This window comes from Nonomuraea sp. NPDC052116 (assembly GCF_040680035.1).
GTDB classification, from domain to species: Bacteria; Actinomycetota; Actinomycetes; order Streptosporangiales; family Streptosporangiaceae; genus Nonomuraea; species Nonomuraea angiospora_A.
On sequence record NZ_JBFAWA010000019.1, the window covers coordinates 118857 to 139238 of the forward strand.

Genomic DNA, 20382 nt, shown 5'->3' on the forward strand with positions numbered 1-20382 from the left:
CTCACAGGCCGAACGCCGCGGGCGGCGAAAACGACGACGCCCCCGCGAGAAGTACTTCGCGGGAGCGCCGCTCCTGGATGACTCAGACGCCCATCGATTGGGTGTCGTTGCTCTCCGCGCCGCCCGCCTCGGTGACGCCGTTCTTGAGGTGGTAGCGGGCGATCGCCTCGCGCAGCACCTCGCCGTCGAGCTCGCCCCGCTTGACCAGGCTGGTCAGCACGGCCAGCGTGATCGAGGCGGCGTCGACGTGGAAGTGGCGGCGCAGCGCCGAGCGGGTGTCGGACAGGCCGAACCCGTCGGTGCCCAGCGAGGACCAGTCACCCGGCACCCACTGCGCGATCTGGTCCTGCACGGCCTTCATGTAGTCGCTGACGCCCACGAACGGGCCCTGCGCCTGGGAGAGCGCCTGGGTCACGTACGGGACGCGCTGCTCGGTGTCGGGGTTGAGCAGGTTGTGCTCCTCGCAGGCCAGCGCGTCGCGGCGCAGCTCGGACCACGACGTCGCCGACCACACGGTGGCCGAGACGCCCCAGTCCTCGGCCAGCAGCCGCTGCGCCTCCATCGCCCACGGGCCCGCCACGCCGGAGGACAGGATGTTGGCCTTCGGACCCTGGGTCTGCGGCCCGTCGGCGAACTTGTACAGGCCCTTGAGCAGGCCCTGCACGTCGAGGTCGGCCGGCTGGGCGGGCTGCAGGTAGGGCTCGTTGTAGACGGTCAGGTAGTAGAAGACGTCCTCCGGCTGGTCGCCGTACATCCTCCGCAGGCCGTCCTTGACGATGTGGGCCACCTCGAACGCCCACGACGGGTCGTAGGAGATCGCGGCCGGGTTGGTGGAGGCGATGAGCGGCGTGTGGCCGTCCTCGTGCTGCAGGCCCTCACCGTTGAGCGTGGTGCGGCCCGCGGTGGCGCCGAGCAGGAAGCCGCGGCCCATCTGGTCGCCCATCTGCCACATCTGATCGCCGGTGCGCTGCCACCCGAACATCGAGTAGAAGATGTAGATCGGGATCATGTGCTCGCCGTGCGTGGCGTAGGCGCTGCCCGCCGCGATGGCCGAGGCCATCGAGCCCGACTCGCTGATGCCCTCGTGCAGGATCTGGCCCTGCGTGGCCTCCTTGTACGACAGCAGCAGCTCCCTGTCGACGGCCTCGTACGTCTGGCCGTGCGGGGAGTAGATCTTGGCCGTCGGGAACATGGCGTCGAGACCGAACGTACGCGCCTCGTCCGGGATGATCGGCACGAACCGGTGGCCGATCTCCTTGTCGCGCATGAGGTCCTTGAGCAGCCGTACGAACGCCATCGTGGTGGCGACCTGCTGCTTGCCGGAGCCCTTGGCGAAGCCGCCGTAGACCTCGTCGGCGGGCAGCTTGACCGGCTTGGCGCGCATGACGCGCTTGGGCAGCACGCCGCCGAGCGCCGCGCGGCGCTCCTTCATGTACTGGATCTCGGGGTCGTTCTCGCCCGGGTGGAAGTACGGGGGCAGCTCGCCCTCCAGCGCGGAGTCCGGGATCGGCAGGTAGAGCCGGTCGCGGAACTCCTTCAGCTCGGCCTTGGTGAGCTTCTTCATCTGGTGGGTGGCGTTGCGCGCCTCGAAGTCCTTGCCCAGCGTCCAGCCCTTGATGGTCTGGGCGAGGATCACGGTCGGCTGGCCGACGTGCTCGCGGGCCGCCTTGAACGCCGCGTAGACCTTGCGGTAGTCGTGGCCGCCGCGCGACAGCTTACGGATGTCGTCGTCGGTCAGGTGCTCGACCATCTTGCGCAGGCGCGGGTCGCCGGCGAAGAAGTGCTCGCGGATGTACTCGCCGGACTCGACCGAGTAGGTCTGGAACTGGCCGTCGGGCGTGGTGTTCATCTGGTTGACCAGCACGCCGTCGACGTCGGCCGCCAGCAGCGGGTCCCAGTCGCGGCCCCACACGACCTTGATGACGTTCCAGCCGGCGCCGCGGAAGTACGACTCCAGCTCCTGGATGATCTTGCCGTTGCCGCGTACGGGACCGTCGAGCCGCTGCAGGTTGCAGTTGATCACGAACGTGAGGTTGTCGAGCTCCTCGCGGGCCGCCAGGCCGATCGCGCCGAGCGACTCGGGCTCGTCCATCTCGCCGTCGCCCAGGAACGCCCACACGTGGCTGCGGCTGGTGTCCTTGATCTGCCGGTTGAGCAGATAGCGGTTGAACCGCGCCTGGTAGATCGCGCCGATCGGGCCGAGACCCATGGAGACCGTCGGGAACTCCCAGAAGTCCGGCATGAGGCGCGGGTGGGGGTAGGAGGGCAGGCCGTGGAAGCCGTGCGACAGCTCCTGGCGGAACGCGTCGAGCTGGGCCTCGTTGAGGCGGCCCTCGAGGAAGGCGCGGGCGTAGATGCCCGGCGCGGCATGCCCCTGGAAGAAGACCTGGTCGCCCGACTCGCCGTGATCCTTGCCGCGGAAGAAGTGGTTGAAGCCCACTTCGTAGAGGGAGGCGGCGGAGGCGTAGGTGGCGATGTGGCCGCCGACGTTGGTGCGGGCGTTGGCCCTGGACACCATGATGGCCGCGTTCCAGCGGATGTAGGCGCGGATGCGGCGCTCGACGTGCTCGTCACCGGGGAACCAGGGCTCGCGCTCCGGCGGGATCGTGTTGATGTAGTCGGTGCTCCGCAAACCCGGCACCCCGACCTGGTGCTCGCGGGCCCGCTCCAGCATGCGCAGCATGAGGTAGCGGGCTCTGGTGCGGCCTTCGGTCTTGACGACGTTGTCGAGAGACTCGAGCCACTCGTTGGTCTCGCTGGGGTCGACATCAGGCAGCTGGCTGGGTAGGCCGTCGCTGATGATCGAGAATCGCTGGCGTCCGGAAGCCACTGGGTCTCGCCTTCCGAGGATGACTGATGTCTGGTCTGGGTCGCCTTCCATCCTGGTCGCTAGCCGTAGAAAACGCATCTCTACTGACCGGTAACCAGTGGTGTCCCTGCTGGCAGAGACAGATCAGATGGCCTAGACCACCGATGGTAGGACGAATCGCCACCAAAGGTTACATCCCGGGAGCAATTTAACAAGACAGGAAAACGAACGAAATTTCGCTCGAATGTCTCTGGACTCCTGGTCCCCGCACCCTCCACTCTCCCCCGAAGGGAGGGGGTTCTCACCCACGAGGGCGCGACGTGACGGGCGAGTCTAGCGGCCATCCTCCCAGCCCGGCTCCGACGGGGGCCGTCCGGCGGAGGGTCGGCCGGGAGCGCATCGCCGCTGATCATGCCCCTTGTCGCCACTTGCGACCCGCTCACCTCTCACGACTTGTGACGCCCCTCACCACCCATGGGGTCATGCCACCCCTTCCGATCCATGACGCCCCTCAGATGCGCATGCCCCTTAAGATCCCGCGTCTCCCGCTCATCTCGGCACCCCTGCCACCCCCAAGGCCCACCACCATCTCGTGGCCCTCTCCGCGCCTCGCCCGTTCGCCACCCCGCCCGGGCACTGCCGCCTCACCGCAGCGTAACGTTTCGGTCATTTTTCTCCGCCCCTCTGGAGGGGGAGCAAAACTTGCGAATCACCCTTTTCGTACGGCCTCCCGCGTACCAATGTGGGTTATATGAATGCTGCAGTAGGAGACCGGCTCCTGGTGCACGGGCATGCCGTAGGCGAAGGGGACCGGAGTGGTGTGATTGTGGAGGTCCAGGGCCTCGAAGGCGGGCCTCCCTACATGGTGCGCTTCGACGACGGGCACACCGGCCTGGTGTTTCCCGGCCCGGACGCCGTCGTGGTGCATAAGTAAGATTTCCCTGTGAGATCTGAAATCATCTCCGTGGCCACAGGGTCACGAGAGACAGTGCACGACATCACCGCTGAATGCGCTGATTTCGTGCGCAGGCAGGGCGAAGACGGGCTGTTGCATATCTTTGTGCCCCATGCGACCGCCGGTGTCGCCCTGCTCGAGTTGGGCTCGCGCAGCGACGACGACTTGCTCGCCGCGCTGCGCGACCTGTTGCCGCCCGACGACCGCTGGCGTCACGCCCACGGCTCGCCCGGTCACGGACGGTCACATGTGATGCCCGCGCTGATCCCGCCCTACGCCACGGTTCCCGTGCTGGGCGGGCGTCTGGCACTCGGTACGTGGCAGTCGATCGCACTCGTCGACCTGAACGTCGACAATCGGCAACGCCAGGTTCGCCTGTCGTTTTTGTCGGATTGATTCTGGCCGACTACGGCCGTACCCGTGGCGACCGTTGACGACTGAGGGTCACAGCGTGTGGACTGTGCCGAAGCGATAAACCGCATAAGCGGGGCCACTCAAGCAGGAGGGATAAACGTGAGCGCGACCGCGGGTCAGGCGCAGGGCGAGCGCGGCCTGGCCGAACGGCTCGGCCTCAAGCCGGGTCAGGTGGTGCAGGAGATCGGTTGGGACGAGGACGTCGACGACGAGCTTCGCGACTCCATCGAGGACCTGACCGGTAACGAGCTGCTGGACGAAGAGAGCGACGACGTCGTGGACGTCGTGCTGATGTGGTGGCGCGACGGCGACGGAGACCTCTTCGACGCCCTCAGCGACGCCATGCGAGCACTCGCCGACGGCGGCCAGATCTGGCTGCTGACTCCCAAGGCCGGACGCGACGGCCACGTGGAGCCGAGCGACATCGGGGAGGATGCCGCTACCGCGGGCCTCTCGCAGACCAGCAGCATCTCCGCCGCACCGGACTGGTCCGGGACCAGGCTCGTCACGCCCAAGGGCAGCAAACGGTAGGGAGCCGGAGCGCCTTCCGTACGGCAGGATGAAGCCGTGAACGCACATCCTGCCGGGGTCGGCGCCCTGGCTCCGGATTTCGAGCTGCAGGACCAGCACGGCACCCCGGTGAGCCTGGCTCAGTTCCGGGGCACGAAGGTCGTGCTGGTCTTCTACCCGCTTGCCTTCAGCGGGATCTGTCACGGTGAGCTGTCCGCGCTGCGCGACCAGCCGCTCGACGGGGCACAACTGCTGACCGTGTCCGTCGACTCCCTGTTCACGCACCGTGCGTGGGCCGATCGCGAGGGTTACACGTTTCCGCTGCTCTCCGATTTCTGGCCACACGGACAGGTCGCGCGGGCGTACGGTGTGTTCGATGAGGCGAAGGGGTTCGCTCTTCGGGGGACCTTCATCATCGACGGCGAGGGTGTGATCCGGTGGTCGGTGGTCAATCCGACCTCCGCCGCACGCGACATCGCCGACTACATCAAGGCACTCGCCGACATTTCTTGACCTCGGAGGGAACGATGCCCTGCTACCGATGCGGGGCCCGGCAGACCGACCCGGTGCGCGGCGCCAGCCCGTGGCAGCGCGGGGTGCGCCGCGAAACGCAGGTGTTGATCTGCCCGGACTGTCAGCGGCTGCACGACCTCGACCTCGACTCGTGCGCGGCCTGCGGGTCGGTCGCGCTGATCTGCCGGCTGGGTGAGGTGGAGTGCCGGTCGTGCGGTGACGTACGGCTGGCGCGCTCGGACGCGCTCGCGGGCTCTCCCGTCTCCCCACCGTCCTCACCACCCGGCCTCTCGGCGGAGGTGGAAGCGGCCCTCAACCGCGTACTGGGCCGCACCTGAGCCCCAGAACGCACGGAGCCCTGAGCACGGACACAGAGGCACGCACGGGAGCCTGGACGGGGACACGGGGGCCTTCACAGCGCCGTGAGCCGCTCTGAGCCCTCGGCAGGCTGCCCTGGGACCCGAATCCTGGATCCCTCGGCACAGGGCAGGGCTTGGGCAGGGCTTGGGCAGGGCTCGGGCAGGGCTTGGCCGGGCGGAGGTCCAAGCCAGGCCCGGTCAAGCTGGGTCCAAGCTCCGGGAATCCCCGCAGCGAACCCTGCAGCGAATCCCCGTCGGCGAAGAGACTCTTTCCAGACATTTGCTGAGCTGCGCTATCGTCTCCTCCGTGTCCGAGATGACTCCGAGCGTGAGCGAGAGCCCGAACCCGAGTGTGAGCGTGAGCCCGAACCCGGCTCCGAGCTCGTTCGTCGTCGCGCTCGACGTCGGCGGCACGTCCATGAAGGGCGGCCTGGTCAGCGACTCCGGCGTGGTGCTGCTGAGCGAGCGGCGCCCGACCCCCCGGGCGGAGGGCCCGGAGGCGGTCGTGTCCGCCATCTCCGACTTCATCAGCCACCTGGCCTCCTCGGGTGACGGCACCCCGGCCGGCGTGGGCCTGGCGGTCCCCGGCCTGGTCTCCGACAACGCCGCCGTCTACGCCGCGAACCTGGGCTGGCGCGACGTCCCCGCCACCAGCTTCACCACCCTGGACATCCCCGTCCTGCTCGGACACGACGTACGCACCGGCGGCCTGGCGGAGAGCATCCTCGGCGCGGGCCGGGGCCTGTCCGACTTCCTCTTCCTCCCCATCGGCACGGGGATCGCGGGCGCCTCGATCATCCGCGGCGAACCGTACGGCGGCTCCTCCGGCTGGGCCGGCGAGATCGGCCACACCCCGGTCTTCCCGGACGGGGAGGAGTGCGCGTGCGGCCAGTTCGGCTGCCTGGAGACGTACGCCTCGGCCGCCTCGGTGGGCCGCCGCTACAGCCAGCGCGCGGGCCTGGAGGGCGTCAAGGCGGAGCAGGTGGTCTCCTCCGACGACCCGATCGCCGTAGAGGTCTGGGACGAGGCCGTGGAGGCCCTGTCGCTGGCCCTGGCCACGTACACGCTCCTGCTGGACCCCACGGTGATCGTCCTCGGCGGCGGCCTCGCCGAAGCGGGCCCCGCCCTCTTCGACCCGGTACGCACCCGCCTCGTCAAACGCCTGGCCTTCCGCGAGGCACCCCCACTGGTGCCGGCCGCACTCGGGGTCGACGCGGGCATGCTCGGAGCCGCCCTCCTGGGCTGGCGCGCCGCAGGCCGCCCCGAACTGGGCCCGGGCTGGACAGTGGATGTGCGATCGGGCCCCGTGGTGTCGTAAGGTGTAGTGCCGATCAGGGGCGGTTAGCTCAGCGGTAGAGCACTCGCCTTACAAGCGAGGGGTCACTGGTTCGAACCCAGTACCGCCCACCCAGGTCAGACCACCTTTTTGGGCCGTGGCCGAAGATCCGAAACAGGCGCGTGGGAGAGATTTGGGAGATGATCTCCCGGAGCGATCTTCCGAAACGGCTCAAGAAGATCGTCAAGGATCTTCACCGGAGACCGCCCTCCGCAGATCTTCGCCCGCTCCGCGAACGCCTCCTCCGCCAACCGCTGTAGCCCGTCTGTGATCTGACGGACCATCGCGGGGGACGTGTGCGAGTAGGTGCCAGCGATACCCGGCAATTCATGACCGAGACGCTCCTCCGACGCCACCGGCGGCACGCCGAGCTCGTCGAGCCACACCTTTTGCCCGTGCCGCAACCCGTGGACCTTCAGCCCCAGCCGGACCGGTAGCCAGGACACGACGTGGTGCTGCTCTATGTCGTACCGCCAGAACCCCTTCATGAGCGGAGGATTGAACTCCTCCCCCGCCACCGCTGCCGGCCAGGAGCGCCGCACGTTCCCCGGCCATGGCGCGTCGGCAAGGTCAGCCAGCACGGGATAGCCGGGGCGGCCCTTGGCGTCGGCATGCCGGCCATCGACAGCAGGGCGGAAGCGCCGCCGGCCGAAGTTGCTGCGCCGCTCATGAGTACCGTCTTCCGGCAGGAAAACGTACTGTCCTCCCCCGCACCCGTTCAGCCCCTTGCAGGCGCAGGCGCCGCTGGGGTGGTTCTGCAGTTGTTGGGAGAGCAGGTCGGCCAGGAACGGCGGCAGGTGAATCGTCCGGTAGGAGTCGTCCTTCGGCGACTTCTTCACCCACCGGCCCCTGTGCTCGTACACCTGCTGCTCGACGCGGACGTTCGACAGACGGAAGTACTGCCGCTCAAGGCCGATGGTCTCTGCCCACCTCATGCCGGTGTAGGCGATCGTCATGAGGTGGATGAACTCGTCGTCCCGGCCGGACAGCAGCGAGGCGCGCTCGGCGATGAGCAACGCCTCGAGTGGGGTCGCCCAGATCTCCTCCGGTCCGCGGGCTCGGCTCTTGCCGGCCTTCCGGCCGCGGTTGCGCTGCCGTACCGCGGGGTTGGCGGGGATCAGTCCGGCGCCCACTGCGTCAGACAGGATTGTGTGGAGCAGGGTGCGGGCTGATGCCGCCGACGTCTGCCCACAGATGCCGTTGCGCCACAGCGCCAGCTCCCACGCGGCGATGTCCAGCGCGTTCAAGGTCCTCAGGGCGTGGTCGCCGAAGTACGGCAGGATGTGGACCTCTATGTGCCAGCGGTAGCCCTCAAGGGTGGTCTCCTCCAGGTGCTGGGCCGGGAACCAGCGGTTCACCCAGTCCGTGAGGGTGATGTCGCCGGCTCGCGGGTCGCGCCAAAGGTTGCGGCGGATGTCGGCTTCCTGTTCGTCGCCGTAGTCGATGGCGGCCTGCTTGGTTTCGAAGCGCTTCCCGTCGTCGCCGTACGGGGCGGACGCCCAGGTGCCATCGGCTCTCTTGAATCGGGCGCGCCAATACTGGCCGCGCTTCTCCGCATATGCCATGAGGGATTCCCCGTGGGAGATGAGGGTTGGGGGTCGCTGGCTAGTGAACCATAGGGACAGGCAAGATCACGTCTGGTCTTCGCTAGAGCCGCAGGCACAGATCTAGCAGCTTCAGGTCGATATCCAGCAGACACTTCTGGCGCGGCTCCACCATGGGGGGAGGCGTGACGATCTGCGTCGCCATGTGATCCACCGCCGGCGACTCTATGGGACCGCCGCCACGGGGCGCACTCGGCGTCTCCTTCAGGTCTGATGGCGACGGCGTTGGGACTGTGGTGGATTGAGGTTGCGATGTGCTGGCATGCCCTGCCGGCGTCGAGCTTGTGGGCTCAGGCTGACGGTCAGGCGTGGTGCGCGTTGAACTGCCGGTCGGCTCCCTCGAACCTCTCCCCCTTGTAGGTGCCGCCGATGTTGTCGCACCTGGCGTGCTGGCTGAGGGCGCTGGGCCGGAGGGCGTGACAGTTGTTCGCGGCGTGGGCGACGGAGGGGCAACGTATGAGGGCGAAGGTGTCACCATTGGAGGCTGTTCGCCATCGCCGCCCAGAAAGATGGCGAGGGCGCCGACTGCCACGATGAGTGCGCCCCCGCCTGCTGCTGAGGTGGCTTGGCCCGCATTCTGGGATGCCCATCTCTTCAGTGGATCCCACAGGTACACGAAGCCCGCCACAGGCAGCAACGCTGCGACACCTCGCTCGTGCGCCCGCCACGCGGCAAAGATGGCGGCGGACCGTTCCCTTCCTTTGAGGTTCTCGTCGACCTCTACCACGATGCGGCCGTTCTCGGTGTAGGCGACCGCGGGGGAAACTGGATCTTTCACCTCACGGATCTCCGGTAAGACACCCATCACGGGACTCCATAGCGCGCTGTGAAGCGCTGCCACCACCGCACCCAGTCGACTGGGTTCTCAGTTCCGAGGGACGGAACGAGAAAGGTGTGGATCTTGCCACGGAGTTCCACGCTGACAGCGTGCATCTTGCCGCTGTGGCTGCGCAGCGCCTGAATGACCTCGTTGGGGGGCAGTTCGGCGGTGAGCGTCTCGATCATGGCGCTGAGCCTTTGGATCGTCTTGTGGGCTAGTTCCAGTTGGTTGGCCATGTCGGCGAAACGCTGCTGGTTGAACCTGTCGTCGTGCACGTGGACTGTGCTGAGCTGTTTGGCTATGACCATGCGTTCCTCGATGGTGGCGAGGATGTGGTTGATCAGGTCTCTTTCGCGATCGTCGGAGTGCGTGTCGGCGATCAAGTGGTTCCACCCCCAAGGGCGCATTGTGCGCAGACGTGCCGTTACGTGGACCCCCGCCCCAGAAAGCTGTATTGGTCATTTCACGTCCATAAACGCGCGTAGTCCACCCTAAATTAGGGGCCGTAATTCGATCGTGACTTGTTCATTCAGGTCACACCAGGGCATGCAGTGCCATGCCTATGACCATGAGGTTCCCGCAAGAAAGCCTGAAACGCTTCACAAGCTCGACAGGACAAAAACGACATATGCACGCGCCGTAATTAGTTTTGAGCCATCAAGGGTTGATCAGCCTCGAGGCCGAAACTCGTGCACTTCCGCGTCAGGCCGGCGATCCTCTTCCTCCGCCACCTGGAGCGCTGCACGGTAGACGCCTATCAGCTGCCTTCGGATTACAGGTGGGATCTCAGTGATCTCCCAGATCTTCTGCTCCGCCTCATCCTCGTACCGGCGCTCGGACCGCGAGATGCCAGCCAAGAGCACACGCACCCGCTCGGGCTCGAGCTGTTGAGCCAGGTCTCGAATGGTCGCCTCAAGGTCTTCGGATGTGCGCCCTAGCGCACCATCGGGGCCGACGGGGGCGCGCGAGGCTACGGACGCCTCAAAGTCGGCCGGCTCCCCCCCGGCCAGGATCGCGTCGATGCTGCCGGGAGCCCAGTTGAGAGCGGCTTCCAACTTGGCCATGGTGAGAGGCCTGGCTCCCGTGCCTGAACGGATCTTCCGCAGGAAGGCCGCAGAGATGCCGGCGGCTTCGGCGACGTCGTCCCATCTGAGGTGTAGCGCTATGCGGCGCCGCTCCATGAGGTCTGCGAGGTGCTGGGTGCGGTCTTCTCGCTCCATGCTGGGCCTCCGGTTCAGCTCGCGGTTCTGAACGCAATGTATCGCAATGTCGCTGGTCATGGGCTGCCGAGTTCCTGACTTGGGGGTCTTCTTAAAGAAAGAATGAGCGCTATGTTGCGGTCATCTGAAGACTTGCGCTAAGTTGCGCTCATGAAGAAGCGACTCCAGCTTCCTTTCGATGGCAAGCGCGCCAGAGAAGTAAGGGAGCGCCAAGGGCTCACCCTTGCGGACTTGGAAGTCCGCTGCGAGCGGGCGGGCATGAGGATCACGGTCAGCACCCTTTGTCGATGGGAATCCGGGGTGTTCCTGCCGACAGCACCGAGGCTGAGGGTTCTAGTCAGAGCCCTCGACGTCGACATTGACGCGTTGTTGACCAAGCCTGAGGGAACGGCTCAGGCGGAGTGTGCCTGATGCGCACTAGAGCGATCAATAGCGCTCCCGCCACAAGCCCGTATTCGCGCAACAAGGCGAGCCACGCATGAACGCCCTCGTCTACACCGCCGCACAGGTGGTCGCGATGTTCCCGCCAGAGCTCGAAGTGTCCGAGTACTGGGTGAACCGGACCGCTCGCAGACACAACATCGGCACGATCATCCGCCGCAAGCGGGTCTACACCCTCCCCCAGGTTGAGCAGCTGGTCGAACTGCAGGCGGTCGACGCCCAGCAGCCGAAGCCCACGCGCAAGACGGCCGGCGTTGGTAAGCCCCGGCCGGCAAAGCCGAAGCCTGACCTGGCCGCGAACGCCGCAGTCACGCCGCTACGTGCACGCCCGGACAGGGCCCGGTCCTACAGGGGGACGGCATGAACGAGATCGTTCAGATTCCGTTCCACGGCACCTTCCTGCACACCACGCTCGACGAGGACGGCCAGCCCGTCGTGGTCCTCAAGCCCACGATCAAGGGCATGGGGCTGGACTGGTCGGCCCAGTGGACGAAGCTTCAGCGCAGGTCATGGGCAGTTGTTGGGCAGACCCCAACAACTGGCCCGGATGGCAAGACGTACCAGATGGCCACCTGCGACCTGGACACGTGGTCGATGCTGCTCGCCAACATTGACGAGAACAAGGTCAAGGAGGGCGTCCGCGACCTCGTTGTCCGCTACCAGAAGGAGTCCGCTCAGCGGCTCCGCGAGTACTGGACCACCGGCATGGCCATCAACCCTGCCGTCGCGGCGAACCTGCCCGCCGAGCCGACCCGCAAGGAACTGGCGAAGTACTGGTACGAGGCGGAGGAGCGGGCCGAGCGTGCAGAGGTCCGCGCTGAGGTTGCCGAAGGCAAGTTCCGGGCGATCGAGGCCGGCGACGGGCTGACACTGACGGCGTTCCACAAGAAATACCTCTCCGAGGTCACCGAACGGACGTTCTTCGAGCACCTGTACTCGCGCGGCTACCTGATCGACCAGCGCGGTAAGGGCTCCCAGCGTGAGGACGGAACGTTCCGGGACGGTCCGGAACACCGGCACCCGACGTTCAAGGGCAAGCCGTTCTTCTACCTGCACGGCAGCGGTGTGCACGGGAACCGGCGGCGGGAGAACACTCGCGTCCGCCCGGGCGACCCGGAACTGCTGCTGAAGGCGGCTCTCGTCAAGGACGGGCTGCGTGGCAACCAGCACACGGTTGGCCACCTGTTCGCCATCGAGGGCGGCGCGTCATGACCGCCGCTGACCGCTTCAACCAGGCCTGCGCTGAGGCGTTCGCCGTCCACTGCTTACGCCTGGATCTCGACGACGCGCTCGAAGTGGCCGCCGAGTTCCAGATCGCCACCCCCTGACACATGCCGCAGGGCCCAGCCATTGGCCGGCCGAGCCCCGCGAAGACCACCCGCTCACGACAACGACCGACTGATCAGAGAGCAGGTAGACGTGACCATTACACCATCCGAGCAGACCGGCGTGACGCCGGAGGACGCCCAACGTGCCCAGTTCGTTTCCGGGCTCCAGGCGCTTGCCCGCCTGATGAAGTGCGTGCCTGAGGTGCCGATCCCGACGTTCGAGTCCCTTCGGTGGCAGTTCCCTCTCGGTGGTGACGCCGTAACCCGCCCCGTCTTCGAGGCGACCGTCGCCGCTCTCGCGGAGGCCGGGATCCCGTTCACGCAGGACGTGAACCCCCGCCAGTGGAAGGTGACCATCACGCTGGACGGGCTGACCGTCGAGATCGTTCACTCCAGCGACCAGGCCATGGCCGAGCACTCCGCCCGCATGTCGTACACCCGGGTCATCCAGGTGGACGCCAACCAGGCTGAGGCGGTGGCCTGATGACCTACCTGCCTGGTGAGACAGTCCGCGTCACCATGACCGGCAAGGTCGGCAAGGTCGTCCCCGGCGTCGAAGAGGGCGACTGGGATGAGTTGAGCCTCGACCTGGACGACGACCAAGGCGGCATGGCCGTCCGGATCCCGCTCGGCTGGGTCAACACCCGCATTGAGCGTCTCGTGCCTGCTGCCGGGATGCCGAAGCCGGGCGAGGTGTGGCAGGACCGCAACGAGCAGCGCTACTTCGTCGTCGTCGACGCCTACGGCAATCCGAAGTTCATGACCAGCAAAGGCTCCCAATACCCGGTTGCGGACATTCTCCTGGTGTCGTCGCCGCTGACGCCGCTCATTCAGGACCCAGAGCCCGAGTCCGCACGGGCGCCCTCCGTGGATGAGGAGGTGTCGTGGTGAGCGCGAGCATGAGTGTGGTCCTGGTCGCCGAGTTCCAGGTGCGCGGCACCTGCCTGGACTCTTTGGGTGACGAGCCGATGGCGTCCGACCCGTGTGAGGGGATCGCTGACGCGCACCTGGTGCTGGAGCAGTTGCAGGCGCACCAGGACCGGTGGGATCTGCCTGACGACGCCGCCATCTGGTGGCGTCCCGGTAAGGGGTGCGCGTGGCGCCGGTGGGACAGCCCGACTGAGGCTGCCCGTCTCGCTGAGCAGGCGGGAGCGAGCGCATGACGACCAGCGGCGACGACTACGACTACGGCCCCCTGCAGACATACGAGGTGACCTGGAAGTCGGGCCACGTCGAGCGCGTCCAGTGCCACCAGATCACCCACCCCGGCAGCGCGGCGGACGCATTCGGCCTGATCGGCATCAGGACCAACCAGGGCGACCGGCGGATCCACATGCACGGCGAGTTCGACGGTCGCTGGCTGCTGGTGCTGTCGGCGCTGGAAGACGACATTCGGGCGATCCGCTTGGTGACCGGAGGCGAGGAGTTCGCCGGGGAGCGGTTCGACTTCGGCGGTGAGGCTCTGTGACGGGCCGCTGGTTCACCTACAACCAGGCGCGGGAGCGTCTCGGGATCACGTGGGCTGACTTCAAAGCCCTCGTGGCGTCGGGTGCGCTGCAGCGGGAGCTGATCGGCGACCACTACTCGATCTCTGAGGCGTCAGTTCTCGACGTGCTGGCCGCCCACGGGGGCGACGACCAGACCGCCGGGCCGGCCTTCACGCCGTGGACCCGCGCTGAGGACCCCGACGCATTCAACGACCGAGCCACCCCCAAAGACGAGGGAGACGAGCACTGATGGCACCAAGGACCCGCAAGCCAACGGGAGCAGTCCCCTGGCCTCTGGTCTTGCTTGAAGGCGGGGAGAAGGCCGGCAAGAGCTGGGCGTGCGCCGAGTTCTCCGCGTCGGAGAAGGTCGGACAGACGTACTGGATCGACCTCGGAGAAGGGGCTGCCGACGAGTACGGCGCCATCCCGGGAGCCCGCTACCTCGTGGTTGAGCATGACGGGACATGGCAGTCGATCCTCGCCCAGGTGGTTGAGATCCGCGACGAAGCCGCCCGCGCGGCCCAGGCCAAGGAACCGCCCGTGGTGCTGGTCATCGACTCGATGACCGCCGAATGGGAGCTGCTGAAGGACTGGACCACAAACCGAGCCAAAGACTCCAAGTCCAACAAGGCCCGGTTGGCGCGAGACCCGAACGCCGAGATCAACATTTCGACGAACTTCTGGAACGACGCGAACGCCCGACACCGCCGCCTGATGACGATCCTGATGACGTTCCCCGGCATCGTCGTCGTGACCGCCCGCGGCAAAGAGGTGGCCGCCATGGACGCCGCCGGCAAGCCCATCGAGGGCTCCAAGGACTACAAGGTCGAGGGCCAGAAGAACCTCGCCTACGACGCCTCCGTCTGGGTGCGGCTCTCCCGCGAGCAGCCGCCGATCGTGGTCGGTGCCCGCTCCGTGCACTCGGGGATCAAACCGGGCGTGGACAAGCCGGAGCCCATGCCGGACTTCACCTTGGAGCGCCTGGTGTTCGACGCGCTCAGGTGCGACCCGAACGCCTCTCACGTGCGTGAGATGACCGAGATGAAGGCCGGCAGCGAAGCGCCAGACCTGGACGACCTCTCTGAGGCCGCGCAACGGCTGCTGTCGGAGGCGGAAGACGCCCCCAACATCGACGCCCTGCAGAGCGTGTGGACCGCGATCAATCCCCTCGGCAAAGCCGGAGAGATCACGGCTCCTGAGGCTGACCTGGTGCGGGCCCGCGTGCAGGCACTGAAGACGCAGATGACCCAGGCGAACGGAGTGGCGGCATGAGCGACCTCACCCCGAAGGAAGCGCGTCTCGTCTTCGCCCTGCTGAAGATGCGCGCCTCACAGATCTCCGCCGCCGTGAAGTACGTGCAGCCATTCACCGAGCAGGAGCCCGGCGACAAGAACGCCGCCAAGCTCGGCGCCGCCCGTCTGGGCAAGGTCGGAATGAGCGAGCCCGAGGTGAAGGCGCTCGTCACCGACCGCGCCAAGTTCACGGCGTTCGTGCTGGAGACCGCGCCGACCGAGGTTGAGGACATCCCCACCGTCCGGACCGCCTACGAAGTGAAGCTGCTGGAGCAGGCGCTGAAGGCGGGCGCCGCGGTGGACGCGAACGGCCAGGAGATCCCCGGCGTGGAACTCGGGTACGGCTCGTCTCCGTCGCAGCGCTTCTTCCCCGACGACGGCGCGGAGCGTTTCCTGTCGACCCTTGAGGCGAAGGACCTGCCGGAGATCGAAGGGATCGACCTCGCCGCGCTGCTCGGCGTCCGCAGGGACGAGCAGTGAAGGCCGGCGGACCGCTGAAGCGGTACACGGAGCTGAAGGCCAAGACGCCGATGAACCGCGGCAAGGGCTTCACGAAGACCACGAACACGCCCAAGCCAAAGTCCAACCCGAAGACGGCCCCGAAGCCCGTCGTGGACCTGGTCAAGGCGCGCTCGGGCGGCATGTGCGAGATCGGCCTCCTCTGCCTCGGTGCCGCGCCGGCAACGCAGCGGGCGCACCGCATGGGCAAAGGGTCGGGCGGGGTCGGCAAGGGCAACACCGTCTCGAACCGGGCGGCCAACCTGCTGGACGCGTGCAGTGAGGACCACTACCGCATCGACAACGCGGAGGTCGCCGACGCGGAACGGCTCGGGCTGAAGGTCCGCCGTGGCGTGGCCCTCCCGTCCGAGGTGCCGGTCTTCCACTTCCGCTACGGGTGGGTGCTCCTCGATGACGAGGGCGGCCTGAGGGCCGCACCTCCGATGGCGTGCCGGCCCGGGGATCTCCTGCCTGTCGTCGCATGCACGACATGGGAGCTGATCCAGCAGTCCGGCGCCTTCGCCGAGGCGATGGACAGGTTCGGCCACATCCAGTGCCCCGGCTGGAGCGCTCCCCTCGAGGGACTGTTCACGTGCGGATGCGGGTCGTCGCCCTTTGTCGTGCTGGTGGTGGCGTGATGAGGCTGGAGCTGTACTGCCAAGGGTGCGACGTCACTGGCCCGCACGAGGTGGACGGCAAGGACGCGGTGTGCCTGGCGTGCGGCACCATCCGCGAGGTCGATTCCGAGCTGTTGGCCGGCGTCCTGGAGATGGCCTTCTGCGACACCTGCCGGGAGACCCGACCCGTGGGCCACTCCTGCTACCCGGACGCCACTTCCTGTCTATCCCGCACCCAGTTGCAGCGGTGCGGCGTCTGCGAGCCGTGCGTGGCCCTGCAGTCGACCGATCCCCGGTACGGCTCCCCGTCTGACCTCTATCCCTCCTGAGGAGACCCCCATGACTCACGTAGACGACCTGTACGAGCCGGGAGACGGCCGAGAGCCCGGAGAGCCGGACGTGTCCGACGAGCAGCCGGTGAACCTGGACGAGGTCGAGCAGCGCCTTGAGCGGCTGAAGTTCCTCGCCCCGCCGTTCGGCATGGTGGCCACTCGCGCGGAGCTGAACGGCACGGAAGACCTTCACGACTTGGCCGCTCTGATCGGCCAGGAGGTCCACGGGCTGATCGCGGAGGTGCGCGAGTCCCGCCAGCGGATCGCCGAGTGGGAGGCGCTGCCGACCCGCGAGGAGTGGACAGTCACCTCCGGCCAGTCGAGGCCCCCGAGGTCGGGCGACCTCCGGTTCACCGCTGACGCGGCGATGAATTTTGCGGCCCGGGACGGCAAGCAGGCGTGGCGCCAGGTCGTCCTAGACCGCGCCGTGGTCCGCCCGTGGGAGCCGATCGACGAGAAGGCCCCGTTCTGACCCACTGACTTGCCGGTGGGTGACCTATCGGGGGCACCCACCGGCCTATCCCGATCACTTCTGACTCAGGAGACCGCATGGGACGCCACAGACCGGCACCGGCACCGCGCAGGAACACCGCCCTGCACAGGACGTGGAGGCGGCTGCCAAGGGACTTCCGGGCCCACGTGTGGGAGTGGCGTCAGCGCTGGAACGCCTTCTGGGACCGCGTCTACGCCCCTCGGGTCCGCGGCTGGGACGACGGACGCCAGTGGGAGGAACGCCTCCCAAAAGACCCGTGGAGATGGACCTACGAGTTACAGCGCGTGCCGTCCCCTGTGCCTGCTGCCCTGCGCCGCACCTACAGCCGCCGCGGCGATCTCCTCCCCGACCACTCCCACGACCAGGAGAAATCATGACCGTCACAGTCGACACCGAGACCGAAGCCGTCAAGATTCCGAAGTCCCTCGACGATCTCTTCAACGGGCAGATGTCCTGTGACACCGCAGGCTGCAAGGTCATCTTCGGCCACCCGGTGGACCTCGACAGCGAATACACGGCCCCCGTGCGCCAGCAGTTGCAGCAGGCCGCCGCCGCAGAGCACGGCTGGAAGCAGACCACTGCCGGCCTGTTCATCTGCCCCGACTGCGCCAGCGGCCCTCTCGGCTGGGTCGTCGTGGAGCTGCCGCACTGGTCCACCCGCCCGTCAGCGGAGTCGGACTCTCGCCCGCCCGTCATGCACGGCGACAACGTCTCGACCATCGCCATCCCCGCCGTTGTCGAGCCCGCCGGCGACCACCCGTACGAGAAGACCCCGGCCTGAGTGCCGACCTCAACCCCTTACGACTTTCAGGAGAGACCTGATGAGCACCGAAACCCCCGAGACGAAGAGCGCCTACCAGCTCCGCCGTGAGGCCCTCAGTCGCGCAATCGCAGCGTGGCAGGACGATCCGGCGGACCCGGAGAACGACAGCCCGCTCGCCAACGCCGAGGCCCTTGAGGACGCGCTCATGGACGAGGACCTCATCGTGCTGCCCCGCTCGACCGGACACGGCAAGTGGGTCGTGGAGGTGGGCGGGAAGCGCGCCCCAATCCTGCCTGGCTCGGATCGGTCGTCCGGACTGCTGGACGCGGAGGAGGCGGCCGACCTGTTCCTGACCCTCAGCGCCGCCGACGAGTACGCGGAGAGGCAGCCGACGGTCCGCCCGGCGACCGACATGGAGTTCAAGCTCGCCCTGGCCGACCACCTCTTCGGGGGTGTCGCATGAGCTACGAGAGCCGCGCCTACGACAACGAGCACGGCGACCCGGTCGTGGTCCTGGTCACCACGGGCACCCATGATGTGTCCCGCCTGGTGAACCTGCTGGCCGGTAGCCGCCTGGCCCTGTGCGAGCACATCGGCGTATCGGAGGACATCCTCCGTCAGGTGAAGCGCCACAGCGGCGGCCGGGCAGCGCTCAAGCTGCTGGCCGCGCACGGCGGCCCCGACCTCTCCAAGGTGCCGGCGAAGTATGCGGCGACTGGGATCGGCACCACGACCACGGACGCCACGGGTGAGGTCGTCCTCAACATCGACACGCCCGACGGCCCCGTACACATCGACCTCGGGACGGAGTTCGCTGAGCCGTTGGGCTTGCTTCTCCTTGACGATCCCGAGCATGGAGACGGCGCGTACTGCCCCGACGACGTGGCCGGCGGTGCCGCATGAGCGACATCACCCCCGAGAGGGTCGCCGCTGCCTCCCCGGACGAGGTGCAGGACACTCCCAAGCCCTGGCCGGGCGACCACATGCAGGACCTGTGGGACGCCATGCTCGCCGACCCGAGAGGCGGTGCGTGATGGGGGTTGTTCTTCTCGTCATCGCGGTCGCCATCGGCGGCTGGCTGGCCTCCGCGTGGGCCCTGATGATGTTCATCGGCGTCCTGCACCACCAGTGGTGGCCGGTCATCCCGACGATGGGCTACGGCACGGCCCTGCTCGCGTCCTTCTTCCTGACGCTCACGCTGGCGTTGGTCGGTCGGGGCGGTGGTTCCAAGTGACCGCCCTCGACGAGAACGCCCCCCTCTTCGCCAACAGCTTCGCCGAGATCCGGGAGCGGGACGAGCGCAGCCTGAAGCGCGCAGAGGACCCCGCCTGGCCGCTCAGCCAGGCCGAGGCGGACCGTAGCGACCTGATGGCCAAAGTGGACCGCCTCACCGCCGAGCGGGACCGCCTGGACGAGGCTGCCAAGCACATGGGCGACGCCCTTGCCAAGGTCGGCATCGTCATGCAGAACGCCGCCCGCACCGCCGTAGAACACGGAGCAGGCGCAGGGATGGACGTCATCGTCGGCTACCTGTCGGACGCCGGAATGCTGCCGCCGGTCCTGACTGACCCCCAGGACGGAGGCGACACCCGTGCCTGAACAGACTGAGGATCTCGACCTCCTCCGGGACATCGCCGACGCCACCGACATGGAGCTGTGGAAACTCAACACCGAACGCGCGAACCTCGCTGGCGAGCTGGCCGTCCTGCGAGACCACGTTGCCGCCATGGAAGCCGACACCCGCGTCAAGGTCGCCGCAGCAATCAACTGGGACACCCTGCGGCACGACATCGCCCGCATCCACACGGCAGGGGTCGCCGGCGTGTTCCCTCCGGCCCGCGTCGTGGACGAGGTCATCGCCGCCTTCCTCAAGGCGGTGACGCTGTGAGCCTCTCCGACATCGCCGCGTTCGTTGACGAAACCTCCCACGGCTCGTGGGTGGCGCCTGTCGCGATCATCCTGGTCGTCCTCATCGTCGCTGTCCTGGCCTGGGTGTTCCGTCGTCTCCGCTCTGTAGAGGAGATGGCAGACCCTGCCTACAACCCGGACCTGGACCGCCACCAGCGGATCCTCCGTGAGGCGCTTGGCGAGGAAGCCGACCGCATCCCCTCCGACGATGACCTGGACGGCCTGGCCATCGACTGGGACGACGAGATGCGCAGGAGGGGTCGGTGATGGCCATCGACCTGCGTTCCTGCTGCCAGCGAGTCCTCATAGACCACTACCCGGACTGTGACGCCCGCCGCGACACCCAGCCGCCGGCGCCGACCTCCGGCGTCCGCCAGTGCCGGGCGTGCCCGCATTCTGAGGTGCTCCACAGCATCCGCTGCAACGGCTCCAGAGGCGCCTGCACGGTCTCGACTGGGGCGAAGGCTGAGCCGTGCGGGTGCCCTGCGTTCGTTGCTGCTTCTCCCGCTCAGGAGGCCACCAATGTCTAGAGGTCGACCACGCCTCCGTCCCGATCAGGTCCAGCACGGTACCTATGCGGGCTACTCCTACCACCGGGCTCACAGCACGGTTCCCTGTGCGCCTTGCTGCCGTGCACGCGCAGACTATGAGGCTGCTCGGCGACGCGCACGCCGGGAGGCGGT

General features: G+C 67.4%; 32 protein-coding genes and 1 tRNA gene. 29 read left to right on the top strand and 4 right to left on the bottom strand.

Features of this window, described 5'->3' with window-relative positions:
* Positions 1-82 precede the first annotated feature (82 nt).
* Positions 83-2830 (bottom strand): pyruvate dehydrogenase (acetyl-transferring), homodimeric type, encoded by a 2748-nt coding sequence (aceE, locus tag AB0L65_RS32665; protein WP_350723118.1) that lies wholly within the window; start codon positions 2828-2830, stop codon positions 83-85.
* A gap of 730 nt (positions 2831-3560) precedes the next feature.
* Between aceE and AB0L65_RS32670 the strand changes: the two genes are divergently transcribed.
* The 7 genes from AB0L65_RS32670 to AB0L65_RS32700 all read left to right on the top strand — a co-directional run bounded on the left by AB0L65_RS32670 (position 3561) and on the right by AB0L65_RS32700 (position 6967).
* A complete protein-coding gene (locus AB0L65_RS32670) occupies positions 3561-3743 on the top strand; it encodes a DUF1918 domain-containing protein (protein WP_350723120.1) in 183 nt (60 codons plus the stop codon).
* Positions 3744-3752: 9 nt separating this feature from the next.
* Positions 3753-4160 (top strand): secondary thiamine-phosphate synthase enzyme YjbQ, encoded by a 408-nt coding sequence (locus tag AB0L65_RS32675; protein ID WP_355194151.1) that lies wholly within the window; start codon positions 3753-3755, stop codon positions 4158-4160.
* 117 nt (positions 4161-4277) lie between these two features.
* A complete protein-coding gene (locus AB0L65_RS32680; RefSeq protein ID WP_364253069.1) occupies positions 4278-4709 on the top strand; it encodes a DUF3052 domain-containing protein in 432 nt (143 codons plus the stop codon).
* A 36-nt stretch (positions 4710-4745) separates the two neighbouring features.
* On the top strand, positions 4746-5201 hold the full coding sequence (locus AB0L65_RS32685) for a peroxiredoxin (protein WP_364253072.1): 456 nt from the start codon (positions 4746-4748) through the stop codon (positions 5199-5201).
* A gap of 14 nt (positions 5202-5215) precedes the next feature.
* Positions 5216-5539, top strand: coding sequence for a hypothetical protein (locus AB0L65_RS32690; protein WP_350723127.1), 324 nt, complete (start codon positions 5216-5218; stop codon positions 5537-5539).
* A 337-nt stretch (positions 5540-5876) separates the two neighbouring features.
* The gene (locus AB0L65_RS32695; protein WP_350723248.1) at positions 5877-6878 is read left to right on the top strand and encodes an ROK family protein; all 1002 of its coding nucleotides are present in this window, start codon (positions 5877-5879) and stop codon (positions 6876-6878) included.
* Positions 6879-6895: 17 nt separating this feature from the next.
* Positions 6896-6967: transfer RNA gene (locus tag AB0L65_RS32700), tRNA-Val, on the top strand.
* Between the two features lie 6 nt (positions 6968-6973).
* Here AB0L65_RS32700 and AB0L65_RS32705 read toward each other — a convergent pair.
* The 3 genes from AB0L65_RS32705 to AB0L65_RS32715 all read right to left on the bottom strand — a co-directional run bounded on the left by AB0L65_RS32705 (position 6974) and on the right by AB0L65_RS32715 (position 10600).
* Positions 6974-8461, bottom strand: coding sequence for a hypothetical protein (locus tag AB0L65_RS32705; RefSeq protein ID WP_364253075.1), 1488 nt, complete (start codon positions 8459-8461; stop codon positions 6974-6976).
* Between the two features lie 843 nt (positions 8462-9304).
* The gene (locus AB0L65_RS32710) at positions 9305-9703 is read right to left on the bottom strand and encodes a hypothetical protein (RefSeq protein WP_364253078.1); all 399 of its coding nucleotides are present in this window, start codon (positions 9701-9703) and stop codon (positions 9305-9307) included.
* 285 nt (positions 9704-9988) lie between these two features.
* A complete protein-coding gene (locus tag AB0L65_RS32715) occupies positions 9989-10600 on the bottom strand; it encodes a hypothetical protein (RefSeq protein ID WP_364253081.1) in 612 nt (203 codons plus the stop codon).
* A gap of 90 nt (positions 10601-10690) precedes the next feature.
* Here AB0L65_RS32715 and AB0L65_RS32720 point away from each other — a divergent pair, with 90 nt between their 5' ends.
* The 22 genes from AB0L65_RS32720 to AB0L65_RS32825 all read left to right on the top strand — a co-directional run bounded on the left by AB0L65_RS32720 (position 10691) and on the right by AB0L65_RS32825 (position 19966).
* Positions 10691-10951: a helix-turn-helix transcriptional regulator gene (locus AB0L65_RS32720; RefSeq protein ID WP_364253084.1), complete on the top strand. Its 261-nt coding sequence runs from the start codon at positions 10691-10693 to the stop codon at positions 10949-10951.
* A 67-nt stretch (positions 10952-11018) separates the two neighbouring features.
* Positions 11019-11345: a hypothetical protein gene (locus AB0L65_RS32725; protein ID WP_364253087.1), complete on the top strand. Its 327-nt coding sequence runs from the start codon at positions 11019-11021 to the stop codon at positions 11343-11345.
* A complete protein-coding gene (locus tag AB0L65_RS32730; RefSeq protein WP_364253090.1) occupies positions 11342-12193 on the top strand; it encodes a phage antirepressor N-terminal domain-containing protein in 852 nt (283 codons plus the stop codon). Before AB0L65_RS32725 ends, AB0L65_RS32730 begins: the two co-directional genes overlap by 4 nt.
* 207 nt (positions 12194-12400) lie before the next feature.
* Positions 12401-12793, top strand: coding sequence for a hypothetical protein (locus AB0L65_RS32735; protein ID WP_364253093.1), 393 nt, complete (start codon positions 12401-12403; stop codon positions 12791-12793).
* Positions 12793-13200: a hypothetical protein gene (locus tag AB0L65_RS32740; RefSeq protein ID WP_364253096.1), complete on the top strand. Its 408-nt coding sequence runs from the start codon at positions 12793-12795 to the stop codon at positions 13198-13200. The genes AB0L65_RS32735 and AB0L65_RS32740 overlap by 1 nt, the downstream gene beginning before the upstream one ends.
* Positions 13197-13472 carry a hypothetical protein gene (locus AB0L65_RS32745; protein ID WP_364253099.1) on the top strand — a complete coding sequence of 92 codons (276 nt, stop codon included), beginning with the start codon at positions 13197-13199 and terminating at the stop codon, positions 13470-13472. Before AB0L65_RS32740 ends, AB0L65_RS32745 begins: the two co-directional genes overlap by 4 nt.
* Entirely contained in the window at positions 13469-13777 is a 309-nt protein-coding gene (locus tag AB0L65_RS32750) for a hypothetical protein (protein WP_364253102.1), read from the top strand. The genes AB0L65_RS32745 and AB0L65_RS32750 overlap by 4 nt, the downstream gene beginning before the upstream one ends.
* Positions 13774-14046, top strand: a complete 273-nt coding sequence (locus tag AB0L65_RS32755; RefSeq protein ID WP_364253105.1) for a hypothetical protein — start codon at positions 13774-13776, stop codon at positions 14044-14046. The genes AB0L65_RS32750 and AB0L65_RS32755 overlap by 4 nt, the downstream gene beginning before the upstream one ends.
* 50 nt (positions 14047-14096) lie before the next feature.
* Positions 14097-15068, top strand: coding sequence for an AAA family ATPase (locus AB0L65_RS32760; RefSeq protein ID WP_364253108.1), 972 nt, complete (start codon positions 14097-14099; stop codon positions 15066-15068).
* Positions 15065-15568 carry a hypothetical protein gene (locus tag AB0L65_RS32765; RefSeq protein ID WP_364253111.1) on the top strand — a complete coding sequence of 168 codons (504 nt, stop codon included), beginning with the start codon at positions 15065-15067 and terminating at the stop codon, positions 15566-15568. The genes AB0L65_RS32760 and AB0L65_RS32765 overlap by 4 nt, the downstream gene beginning before the upstream one ends.
* Positions 15565-16224, top strand: a complete 660-nt coding sequence (locus AB0L65_RS32770; protein ID WP_364253113.1) for a hypothetical protein — start codon at positions 15565-15567, stop codon at positions 16222-16224. Before AB0L65_RS32765 ends, AB0L65_RS32770 begins: the two co-directional genes overlap by 4 nt.
* Positions 16224-16532, top strand: a complete 309-nt coding sequence (locus AB0L65_RS32775; RefSeq protein WP_364253115.1) for a hypothetical protein — start codon at positions 16224-16226, stop codon at positions 16530-16532. Before AB0L65_RS32770 ends, AB0L65_RS32775 begins: the two co-directional genes overlap by 1 nt.
* Before the next feature lie 10 nt (positions 16533-16542).
* Positions 16543-17007, top strand: a complete 465-nt coding sequence (locus AB0L65_RS32780) for a hypothetical protein (protein ID WP_364253117.1) — start codon at positions 16543-16545, stop codon at positions 17005-17007.
* Positions 17008-17084: 77 nt separating this feature from the next.
* Positions 17085-17405, top strand: a complete 321-nt coding sequence (locus AB0L65_RS32785; protein WP_364253120.1) for a hypothetical protein — start codon at positions 17085-17087, stop codon at positions 17403-17405.
* The gene (locus AB0L65_RS32790; RefSeq protein ID WP_364253122.1) at positions 17402-17809 is read left to right on the top strand and encodes a hypothetical protein; all 408 of its coding nucleotides are present in this window, start codon (positions 17402-17404) and stop codon (positions 17807-17809) included. The genes AB0L65_RS32785 and AB0L65_RS32790 overlap by 4 nt, the downstream gene beginning before the upstream one ends.
* A 40-nt stretch (positions 17810-17849) precedes the next feature.
* Complete coding sequence (locus AB0L65_RS32795; protein WP_364253125.1) at positions 17850-18254, top strand: hypothetical protein; 405 nt, start codon at positions 17850-17852, stop codon at positions 18252-18254.
* The gene (locus AB0L65_RS32800; RefSeq protein ID WP_364253128.1) at positions 18251-18694 is read left to right on the top strand and encodes a hypothetical protein; all 444 of its coding nucleotides are present in this window, start codon (positions 18251-18253) and stop codon (positions 18692-18694) included. The genes AB0L65_RS32795 and AB0L65_RS32800 overlap by 4 nt, the downstream gene beginning before the upstream one ends.
* Positions 18691-18825: a hypothetical protein gene (locus AB0L65_RS32805; RefSeq protein WP_364253131.1), complete on the top strand. Its 135-nt coding sequence runs from the start codon at positions 18691-18693 to the stop codon at positions 18823-18825. Before AB0L65_RS32800 ends, AB0L65_RS32805 begins: the two co-directional genes overlap by 4 nt.
* Positions 18825-19025 carry a hypothetical protein gene (locus tag AB0L65_RS32810; RefSeq protein ID WP_364253134.1) on the top strand — a complete coding sequence of 67 codons (201 nt, stop codon included), beginning with the start codon at positions 18825-18827 and terminating at the stop codon, positions 19023-19025. The genes AB0L65_RS32805 and AB0L65_RS32810 overlap by 1 nt, the downstream gene beginning before the upstream one ends.
* The gene (locus tag AB0L65_RS32815) at positions 19022-19390 is read left to right on the top strand and encodes a hypothetical protein (RefSeq protein ID WP_364253137.1); all 369 of its coding nucleotides are present in this window, start codon (positions 19022-19024) and stop codon (positions 19388-19390) included. The genes AB0L65_RS32810 and AB0L65_RS32815 overlap by 4 nt, the downstream gene beginning before the upstream one ends.
* Complete coding sequence (locus AB0L65_RS32820; protein ID WP_364253140.1) at positions 19383-19679, top strand: hypothetical protein; 297 nt, start codon at positions 19383-19385, stop codon at positions 19677-19679. The genes AB0L65_RS32815 and AB0L65_RS32820 overlap by 8 nt, the downstream gene beginning before the upstream one ends.
* Positions 19676-19966 carry a hypothetical protein gene (locus AB0L65_RS32825; RefSeq protein ID WP_364253143.1) on the top strand — a complete coding sequence of 97 codons (291 nt, stop codon included), beginning with the start codon at positions 19676-19678 and terminating at the stop codon, positions 19964-19966. The genes AB0L65_RS32820 and AB0L65_RS32825 overlap by 4 nt, the downstream gene beginning before the upstream one ends.
* The last annotated feature ends 416 nt before the right edge of the window (positions 19967-20382 follow it).